3 protein-coding genes are annotated in these 3,879 nt (G+C 52.6%); all 3 read left to right on the top strand.

The genetic code is table 11. The annotated features are described in order from the left end of the window. On the top strand, positions 1 to 621 hold a 621-nt coding region (locus tag TX77_RS10280), incomplete at its 5' end, for a peptidase U32 family protein (RefSeq protein WP_044504999.1). Positions 622 to 638: 17 nt separating this feature from the next. Further along, the gene (locus TX77_RS10275; RefSeq protein ID WP_044504997.1) at positions 639 to 3,005 is read left to right on the top strand and encodes an endonuclease MutS2; all 2,367 of its coding nucleotides are present in this window, start codon (positions 639 to 641) and stop codon (positions 3,003 to 3,005) included. A 190-nt stretch (positions 3,006 to 3,195) separates the two neighbouring features. After that, complete coding sequence (locus TX77_RS10270) at positions 3,196 to 3,834, top strand: NAD(P)-dependent oxidoreductase (protein ID WP_044504996.1); 639 nt, start codon at positions 3,196 to 3,198, stop codon at positions 3,832 to 3,834. The last annotated feature ends 45 nt before the right edge of the window (positions 3,835 to 3,879 follow it).

The following is a 3,879-nucleotide window of genomic DNA, read 5'->3' as shown; positions in this document are numbered from 1 at the left end:
GCATCCGGCATCGACGGCATTTACGTCGGCGCCATGGCTGTCTTTACGATGGCTAAAAAGGTCGGCAGCGGCCTTCCTATCCGAGGAGACTGGTCTCTTAATATCTTCAACAGTCAGGCTGCCTCAGCCTATGCGTCCCTCGGCTGCAGCGGTATCACGGCGTCTCTTGAAGCGACGCTGCGACAGATCCGTGACATGGCCCGCAAGAGTCCTTGTCCTGTTGAAGCCGTCGTTGAAGGCCGTGTAGAAATGATGGTCACCGAATCGTGTGTCATCTCATCCTTTGCCGGCAATGGCAAAAAGAAGGGCTGTCCCAATGTCTGTCAGGGTGGAGCCTATGCCCTGCGCGACCGCCGGGATGAAGACTTCCCCGTCGCTACCGACCAGTATTGCCGCAATCATATCCTAAACAGCCGTGACCTCGACATGGCTCCCTACTATAAAGACCTCGTCCGGGCCGGCATTGCCGCCATTCGCATCGAAGGCCGAGGCCGCAGTCCGAAGTGGCTGGCTGAGCAGGTTGCCCGCTACCGCCGCCTCTGTGACGGGACGGAAACCCTGGTTCTGGGAAAAGAAGACCAGACCGTTACCCGGGGTCACTTCTTCCATGGAATTTTATAATACAGGAGTATTCATAGATGAATAAACGAAGTATGAGAATTTTGGGATTCTACCAGATTCAGCACATGTTGGTGCGCCTGGCTCCATCCCGCTTGTCGAAGGAAATCGCCCGTCGTTTGAAACCGATGAGTGATGCCGAAGCCATTGACCGGCAGTTGACCGACACGGAAGAAGCCGTCCGCTGCACGCAGACCGAGACCGGCACGCCTTTTGGCGGCATCGTCGACATCCGGCAGGCTCTGGAAAAAGCCAAGCGCGAAGTAACCCTCGATTCTCGTGAATGTATAGATGTATGGAACAATCTTCAGCATTACAGTGAAATCAGTTCTTTTTTTGCTGACCGGGCAGTAGAATACCCGCACCTGGCTGAACAGGCCGAAGTCATCGGTGACTTTTCGCAGCTTTCCCATTCTTTTGCCACGGTCTTTGACAACAACCACCAGATTCGCGACAATGCGTCACCTCAGTTGATGCGCCTTCGCAGCCGCATCGTCGAACTGGAACGGCAGACGAAGCGCTACGTCAATAACGTCCTGCAAAATAAAGAGTACCAGAAATTTTTCCAAGATGCCTTAGTCACCGTTCGAAACAACCGCTACGTCATTCCCATCAAGCAGGAATACCGCCATGCCTTTCCCGGCATCGTCCACGATACGTCGGCCAGTGGTTCAACTCTCTACATCGAACCCTTGGCCATCGTCAACGCCAACAACGACCTGCAGTCGGCCCGCATTGAAGAAACGCGGGAAATCGAACGGATTTTCCGCCGTCTGACTGCTAAGGTCCAACAGCAGTACACAGAACTCTATGACAGCACCCTTTGCGTCGGTCAGTTGGAATTTATTTTTGCCAAGGCCCAATTAGCTCGGCAGATGAAGGCCTGCCGTCCTGCCGTTTCCAAGACGCGGCAGATCAAGCTCATCCAGGCCCGCCATCCCCTCATCGATGCCAAGTATGTCGTGCCTAATACGATCGTCCTCGGCGGCGACTACCGGATTTTGCTCATTACCGGCTCCAATACCGGCGGTAAGACCGTATCCATGAAGACCTTGGGCCTCTTGGTCCTCATGCACCAGGCAGGACTTTTTATCCCTGTTGAGGAATCGTCGGAACTGCCCGTCTTCCGCGACGTCTTTTCCGATATCGGTGACGAACAGGATATCTCTCAGAACCTGAGTACCTTTTCCAGCCATATGAAGCAGCTGGTCTATATCTTGAAGCACTGCGGTCCGGACGACCTCATCCTGGCCGACGAACTGGGCTCCGGGACCGACCCGGCAGAAGGCAGTGCCATTGCCATCGCCATCTTGGACTCCCTCTATCAGAAGGAATCCTATGTCATGGTCACGACCCATTACAATGATTTGAAAAACTACGCCTATAATACGCCGGGTATTGAAAACGGCCACGTCGAATTCGATATGGAAACCCTGAAGCCGACGTATAAACTGCGCATCGGCTCGGCCGGCAGCTCTCATGCCTTCAGCATCAGCGAACGGCTTGGCATGCCTAAATCGGTTCTCGAAAAAGCCAAGGAACTGCGCAGCAAAGCCCAGGACATGGATATGGAAAAAGTCCTGACCCAGCTCAATGCCCAGGCTAAGATGTTGGACGAAGAACAGGCAGAACTGACGTATCGCCTGAAGGAAGCTCGGAAATTAGAAGACGACCTGCGTCGGGAAAAGGACAAGGTCACGTCCAAGCGGCAGGATATCATCGATGCCAGCCGCCGTGATGCCGTCGACCTTAAACGCAGTCTCCGCATCGAAGCCGAAAAGATTATCCGTGAACTCAAGGCGCAGACCAAAGAGACCTTGTCCGATCGCGAAAAGGCGAGGGCCATTGAGCAGGCTCGTCGGGCAATCCAGCAGATTTCCCTGCCCGAAGCGGAAAAACCGCACCGCGATCCCATCGACCGCAGTCAGTTAAAAGTGGGGCAGCAGGTCTTCGTCAACACCTTGGACAGCATCGGTACCGTCGAAGACATGGGCAGCAAGCAGCTTACCGTATCCCTGCGGGGCATGACGGTCCGCGTCAAATTCAGCGACGTCAGCGCACCTTATCTCGACGAATTGAAGAAAGAAAAACAGGCTGAAAAGAAAGCTGCTGCCAGCTCTTCCTATCGGCCCATCCGCTCGTCGCGGGTGGCGACGGAACTCAACATCATCGGCAAGACCTTCAGCGAGGCCCTGCCCGATGTCGAACGTTTCCTTGATCAGGCCCTGGCCGCCGGTTTCAGTCCGGTGAAAATCATCCACGGCAAGGGAAGCGGCGCCCTGCGCCGGCAAATCCATGCCTTTTTGGATGACCAGCCCTTCGTAAAAAAATATCAGCTCGATGACGTCGACGGCGGTGGTGCCGGCGTTACCTTAGTATACTTCTGATGAGTGCAGAATCCTCTGTCTTTTGGTAAATAATCAAAAGGCAGAGGATTTTTTTATAAATCTTTCGGGGAAAACGTTGACAGGATAGTTGTAATATGATATATTACAACTATCCTAATTGTAATCAATTATGTTACATCTAAATACAATATTTATGTGTATCCTATGAAAAGAGAAAGGGTGTTGTATTATGACAAAGAAAATTGCTGTTGTTGCTGCCGGTGGGAAAGTTTCCCGCAAAGTTATTACGGAAGCCGTTAACCGCGGGTTCGACGTTACGGCCTTTGGCCGAAAAGCTGAAAACATGACTGATGCTCAGCATTATGTACAGAAAGATATTTTAGATTTGACGGCAGACGACCTGAAGGGCTTTGACGCCGTCGTCGACGGTTTCGGTGCCTGGACACCGGAAACCTTGCCGGATCATTCGACGACGACAGAACATCTTAGCCGGATTTTAAGCGGAAGTCCTACTCGCCTGCTCATCGTCGGCGGTGCCGGATCGCTCTTTGTCGATAAGGAACATACCATGGCCTTGTCGGATACGCCGGACTTTCCCGATGACTATAAGCCTGTTGCCACGGCTATGGGCGATGCCCTCAAATTGCTCCGCCGTCACGACGACGTCAATTGGACCTATATCAGCCCGGCTGCCGACTTCCGTGCTGACGGTGAACGGACCGGGAAATATATCCTGGCCGGCGAAGAATTTACTCTGAACAGTAAGGGCGAATCGATTATTTCCTACGCCGATTATGCCATTGCCATGGTCGATGAAATCGAAAAGGGCGACCATATCAAACAGCGCATCAGCGTCGTCGAAGCATAACGAATTATATAGATTATATAGAAAAAGCTTCCATGAAGAAAAAAT

The organism is Megasphaera massiliensis (assembly GCF_000455225.1).
Classification (GTDB): Bacteria; Bacillota; Negativicutes; order Veillonellales; family Megasphaeraceae; genus Megasphaera; species Megasphaera massiliensis.
This window is presented reverse-complemented; position numbering and strand designations above follow the sequence as displayed.